The following is a 4752-nucleotide window of genomic DNA, read 5'->3' on the forward strand; positions in this document are numbered from 1 at the left end:
AAGGTGCCGTTCACGCCGGGTCGCATGGATGCTTCGCAGGAACAGACGGATGTCCATTCCTTTGCCGCGCTCGAGCCGAAAGTCGATGGCTTCCGCAACTATGTCAGGGGCAAGCAGCCGATGTCGGTCGAAGCCATGCTGGTCGACCGGGCGCAATTGCTGTCGCTGACCGCACCCGAAATGACGGTGCTGGTCGGCGGTCTTCGTGTGCTCGGCGCCAACACGGCCAACTCGAAGCACGGCGTGTTCACCGACCGGCCGGGTACGTTGACCAACGACTTCTTCGTCAACCTGCTCAGCATGAACACGGTCTGGGATCCGGCCGCCGGCTCCGACGAAGTCTACGAGGCGCGTGACCGCAAGACCAAGGCGGTCAAGTGGACCGGCACCCGTGCCGACCTGATCTTCGGCTCGCACGCCCAATTGCGCGCGCTTGCCGAGGTCTACGGGTCGGCGGACGCCAAGGCGAAATTCACCAGGGATTTCGTTGCGGCATGGACCAAGGTGATGAACGCCGACCGCTTCGACATCGCCTGAGATCGCTAAAGGTGCTCCGGCGCGGCCGCGCCGGATCGCCGGTCCTCCCAAGGACACAACGCCAGGGCCGCGTTTCCAGTGATGGGAGCGCGGCCTTTGTCGTATGGGGCCGCGCTTTGGTGGACCGTGCCTCCCTGGTCAAGCATGCTATTTTGTGGGCATCGCGTCTGCACCGGTGCACCATGATCGAAATCGTCAAACCCGCGTTCGAACATCTGCCGTCCTACAAGGCGGCACTCGAACGCGGCTGGTCGCCGGACAATGTGCGATTGCTGGAAGCGACGCGCGAGCAGCTTGCGGCAATCGAAAGGGATCCCGTGGCTTTTCTCGCCGACCTCGATGATCCCCAGGCCAGGGGCGGTCCGATCACCTTGCCTGACGGCAAAAAGGTGCCGCGCCTGCCAGGCTTCCGCCGCTGGATCTGGGACGGCGAGGCGTCGGGCTCGATCGGCTTTCGCTGGCAGAAGGGTACGTCGGACCTGCCGCCGCATGTGCTCGGCCATATCGGCTATGCGGTGGTGCCGTGGAAGCGGCGGCGCGGCTACGCTACACAGGCGCTGCGCCTGATGCTGGAGGAGGCGAGGGCGGTCGGCCTGGCTCACGTCGAGATCACCGCCAAACCGGGCAATCCGGCCTCGCACAAGGTGATCCTGGCCAATGGCGGCAAGCTCGTCGAACGCTTTTTCGAGGACGCCGCCTATGGCGGAGCGGAAAGTTTGCGGTTCCGGATCGAGCTGTAGGATGTATCTCAACCATGCTCATCGGCGCACAGCGCATGATCCGACAGCGCGCGGATGACGTAGCAGTCGCCGACCGTCTGGCCATTGCAGCACGTGGCGATGCGTTCGAGCTCGGCCTCGAGCCGCTTCAACTGGGCAATCTTTTCCCGCACCGAGATCAGTTGCTCCTCGGCGATCTTGTCGGCGTGGCCGCAGGGTTGCTCGGGGTGGCCGCTCAAATCGATCAGAGAGCGGATGTCCTCGACGGCGAAACCGAGATCGCGGGCGTGGCGGATGAAGGCCAACCGCTCCAGCTCCTGCCTGGAATAGCGGCGCTGGTTGCCTTCCGAGCGCTCGGGTGCGGCAACAAGGCCCATCTGCTCGTAGTAGCGGATGGTCGGCACCTTGACCCCGGTGCGGCGCGAGAGATCACCGATCGAAAACATGAATTGCCTCTTGAAGCTCTAGTGACTAGAGCAATTACAGTGCCTGACATCAGCGTTCAAGACCCATGCGGCGACGCCGCGCGGGCAAGACAGACAGGTGATGTGATGACGGCGCCCCTCGACCAGGTAAAAATCAGGCAGACGCGGTTCAAGATCGGCGGCATGGATTGCGCCTCTTGCGCAACCAAGATCGATACGGCGGTGCGTCGCCTAGACGGCGTCGCCGATGTCTCGGTTTCGGTGACCGGTGCCAGCATGACGGTCAGCCATGGCGGCGCGTTGCCGGAAGGCAGGGTGCTGCAGCAGGTGGCTCGGCTCGGCTACGGCATCGTCAGGGCAGAGGCACATGTATCGCCGATGTCAGACAAGGCGCACGCCGATCACGTCCACAATGACCATGAAGGCCACGATCATGCGAGCCACGATCCCGATCCCGATCATGGCCATTCCGAGACGGGGCAGGCGTGGTGGCGTTCCCGCCGGGCGGTGCTGACGCTCGCCTGCGCGGCAGCGCTTCTCGCCGCATACGGCATCGGCCATCTGTTCCCGGTGGCGGAACGCGGGGTGTTCCTGGCCGCGCTGTTGGTCGGCCTGGTGCCGATCGCACGGCGCGCGCTGATGGCGGCATTGGCCGGCACGCCGTTTTCGATCGAGATGCTGATGACCATCGCGGCGATAGGCGCCGTGATGATCGGTGCCACTGAAGAGGCCGCCGCCGTGGTGGTGCTCTTCCTGATCGGCGAGCTTCTGGAGGGTGTCGCCGCCGGCCGGGCGCGGGCGAGCATCCAGGGACTTGCCGATCTGGTGCCGAAGACGGCCTTGGTCGAGCGCGCAGGCGGCACATCGGAGTGTCCCGCCGAAGACCTTGCGGTCGGCGACATCATCCTGGTGCGGCCGGGCGCCCGCATCCCGGCCGATGGCGAGATCATCGAGGGCGCGAGCGAAATCGACGAGGCGCCGGTGACCGGCGAGAGCACGCCGAAGCGCAAGGGCGTTGCGGACGCCGTCTTTGCCGGCACGATCAGCACCGATGGCGTGCTCAAGGTGCGGGTGACGGCGGCCGCTTCCGACAACACCATCGCCCGAATCGTGCGGCTGGTGGAGGAGGCGCAGGAGGCCAAGGCGCCGACAGAGCGCTTCATCGACCGCTTCTCGCGCACCTACACGCCGGCGGTGCTGGCGGTCGGTGCGCTGGTGGCATTGTTGCCGCCGCTGCTTGCCGGCGGCGACTGGAACGAATGGATCTACAAGGGCTTGGCGATCCTGCTGATCGGCTGCCCCTGCGCGCTGGTCATCTCGACCCCGGCGGCGATCGCCGCGGGCCTTGCGACCGGTGCGCGGCGTGGCCTATTGATGAAAGGCGGTGCGGTGCTGGAAGGCTTTCGCCGGATCACGGCGGTCGCCTTCGACAAGACCGGTACGCTGACCGCAGGCAAGCCTGCCGTCACCGACATCGTGGCGTATGGAAGGGATGAACGCACCGTGCTGGCGCTGGCGGCAGCACTGGAGCAGGGCTCCAGCCATCCGTTGGCGATGGCGATCCTGGACCGGGCCAAGGCCGACAAGGCGCCGGTGCCGCCGGCTCTCGCGGCGAAGGCAATCTCGGGCAAGGGTGTCGAGGGCAGCGTTGGCGGCGTCGCCGTCTTCCTCGGCTCCGGCCAGGCGGCGGGCGAACGCGCCGACATGACGCAAGCGCAGCGCCTCGCCGTCGACAGCCTCAACGGCCAGGGCAAGACGGTGTCAGTGCTGGTCGCCGATGGCGTGGTGGCCGGGCTGATTGCCATGCGCGACGAGCCGCGGCCGGATGCTGCGGCCGGGATCGCGGCGCTGAAGGCCGAGAGCATCCGCGCGGTGATGCTGACCGGCGACAACCGCCGCACGGCGCAAGCCATCGCCGCTTCGCTCGGCATCGAGGCGCGAGCGGAGCTGTTGCCCCAGGACAAGCAGCGCATCGTCGGCGAATTGCAGCGCGAGGGTTTCAAGGTCGCCAAGGTCGGTGACGGCATCAACGACGCGCCGGCGCTCGCGGCCGCCGACATTGGCATTGCCATGGGCGGCGGCACCGACGTGGCGCTGGAGACCGCGGACGCGGCGATCCTGCACGGCCGCGTCATGGACGTCGCGCGTATGGTGAAACTGTCGCGGGCGGTGATGGCCAATATCGGCCAGAACATCACCGTGGCGCTGGGGCTGAAGGCGGTGTTCCTGGTCACCACCATTTTGGGCATCACCGGCCTGTGGCCGGCGATCCTGGCCGATACCGGCGCGACCGTGCTGGTCACCGCCAACGCCATGCGCCTGCTGCGCTGGCGCGGGTGAAGCGCTTTTGGTTGATCACGATCTTTTCGGAAAACCGGCGTCCACTTTTCCGGATCGTGATCTACTCGGCTGGGGCTGTCAGCGGCGGCGTGGCGTTGCTGCGCCCTTCCCAGACATAAGAGGCGAGCGCCACTGCCACGGCGACCAGCATGGCGATGGCGCCCAGCAGCGGCAGGCTGCGGTAGCCATAGCCGCTGTTCAGCATCGCGGCGCCCAACGAAGCGGCCAGCGCGATGCCGACATTGAAGCCGGAGGGAATGAGCGACGAGGCGAGGTTGGAAGCATCTGCCGTCCAGGCCAGGATGCGGGTCTGGATCGGCGTGCCGATGGCGAAGTTGAGACCGCCCCAGATGACGATCGCCACAACCATCGGCAGGGGATAGGGGCTGACGGCATAGATCACGCCAAGCGTCACCGCCTGCAGGGCCAGCATGGTGATCAATGACGGCATCAGCTTCCAGTCGGAGAGCTTGCCGCCGAGGAAGACGCCGAGCGTCGCGCCGACGCCGTTGAGCAGCAGCACCCACGGCACCAGGTTCTCGTCGAGACCGGTGACTTCGAGCAGTGTCGGCGTGATGTAGGTGAACAGGCCGAACTGGCCGATCATCAGCATCAGCATCAGGATCAGCGATGTCCAGACCTGCTGGCGGGCCAGCACGCGGACCTCGCGGGCGAAACCGGCGGGCTTGGCCGATGAGCCGGTGGTGCGCGGCAAAAGGGCTGCCATGGCA

Annotated in this window: 5 protein-coding genes; 3 read left to right on the forward strand and 2 right to left on the reverse strand. The window is 66.4% G+C overall.

Annotation, left to right across the window (positions count from 1 at the left end; genetic code table 11):
- Window positions 1-537, forward strand: a 537-nt coding sequence (locus tag ENZ74_RS22440) for a peroxidase family protein (protein WP_348630701.1), incomplete at its 5' end; no start/stop codon positions are given.
- 182 nt (window positions 538-719) lie between these two features.
- Window positions 720-1277 carry a GNAT family N-acetyltransferase gene (locus tag ENZ74_RS22445; RefSeq protein WP_013530142.1) on the forward strand — a complete coding sequence of 186 codons (558 nt, stop codon included), beginning with the start codon at window positions 720-722 and terminating at the stop codon, window positions 1275-1277.
- Window positions 1278-1285: 8 nt separating this feature from the next.
- Here the strand turns inward: ENZ74_RS22445 and ENZ74_RS22450 are convergent, their stop codons facing one another.
- On the reverse strand, window positions 1286-1702 hold the full coding sequence (locus ENZ74_RS22450) for a helix-turn-helix domain-containing protein (protein ID WP_013530143.1): 417 nt from the start codon (window positions 1700-1702) through the stop codon (window positions 1286-1288).
- Between the two features lie 105 nt (window positions 1703-1807).
- On the opposite strand from ENZ74_RS22450, the gene ENZ74_RS22455 reads away from it, so the two are divergent.
- A complete protein-coding gene (locus ENZ74_RS22455) occupies window positions 1808-4021 on the forward strand; it encodes a heavy metal translocating P-type ATPase (protein ID WP_063168779.1) in 2214 nt (737 codons plus the stop codon).
- Between the two features lie 61 nt (window positions 4022-4082).
- Here ENZ74_RS22455 and ENZ74_RS22460 read toward each other — a convergent pair.
- Window positions 4083-4752, reverse strand: a 670-nt coding sequence (locus ENZ74_RS22460) for an MFS transporter (protein WP_164761138.1), incomplete at its 5' end; no start/stop codon positions are given.

The organism is Mesorhizobium sp. M7A.F.Ca.CA.002.15.2.1, from assembly GCF_003998715.1.
GTDB lineage: Bacteria > Pseudomonadota > Alphaproteobacteria > Rhizobiales > Rhizobiaceae > Mesorhizobium > Mesorhizobium ciceri.

Coding starts and splice junctions, on each gene's coding strand:
- ENZ74_RS22450 (WP_013530143.1), bottom strand. CDS start 1,702: ATGTTTTCGATCGGTGATCTCTCGCGCCGCACCGGGGTCAAGGTGCCG.
- ENZ74_RS22455 (WP_063168779.1), top strand. CDS start 1,808: ATGACGGCGCCCCTCGACCAGGTAAAAATCAGGCAGACGCGGTTCAAG.
- ENZ74_RS22445 (WP_013530142.1), top strand. CDS start 720: ATGATCGAAATCGTCAAACCCGCGTTCGAACATCTGCCGTCCTACAAG.